The sequence below is a fragment of the Vibrio sp. 1401 genome (genome assembly GCF_033340295.1).
Map to the genome: position 1 here is coordinate 1 of NZ_JAWOWF010000383.1, position 688 is coordinate 688.

Here is a 688-nt window from a genome sequence, read left to right on the forward strand (position 1 = left end):
CACTCGCTCAAACGAGAAAGAAGCCGACCGCTTCGGTATCGCAACCTTGGCGAAAGCAGGATTTGATGTGCAAGCAATGCCGCGTTTCTTTGGCCGTTTAGCCGATGAATACCGCTACGCGAGCAAACCGCCACCAATGCTACTGACTCACCCTTTACCAGAAGACCGTGTGGCAGATAGCCGTCAACGTGCACAAGCCTATCCCCCAATGCGCATTGCACCCTCTATCGATTACCATTTGGCGCGCGCACGCATTGTCGCGCGATATGCCGGTATCGACGGACAAGCCGCACTAGGTTGGTTTGAGCGTACTCAAAAGAAAGCTTCAGCGGACATCATGCCGTCATTTGATTACGGCCGAGCGCTGGTTCATCTGGACAACAAACGCTTATCACAAGCAGAACCGATTTTGAAAAAGCTGTTAGCGCAAGATCCGGGCAACCCATTCTATTTAGATGCAATGACCGATCTATACATCGAGAAAAAACAGCCACAAAAAGCCGTTGAGTTGCTAAATAGCGCGCTAAAGCGTAATCCTCAAAACAAAGTATTAACCATTAACTACGCCAACGCGTTGCTTGAAGCAAACCAAAATGATCAAGCGGTGCGTACGCTTCAGCGTTATACACACGATAACCCAGAAGATAGTAATGGCTGGCAGCTATTATCGAAAGGCTATCATGCCCTT

1 protein-coding gene is annotated in these 688 nt (G+C 49.1%); it reads left to right on the forward strand.

Annotated features, from left to right (window positions below; translation table 11 throughout):
• A partial coding sequence (locus tag R7Z77_RS25770; RefSeq protein WP_318137100.1) for a tetratricopeptide repeat protein occupies positions 1–688 on the forward strand: 688 nt, incomplete at both ends.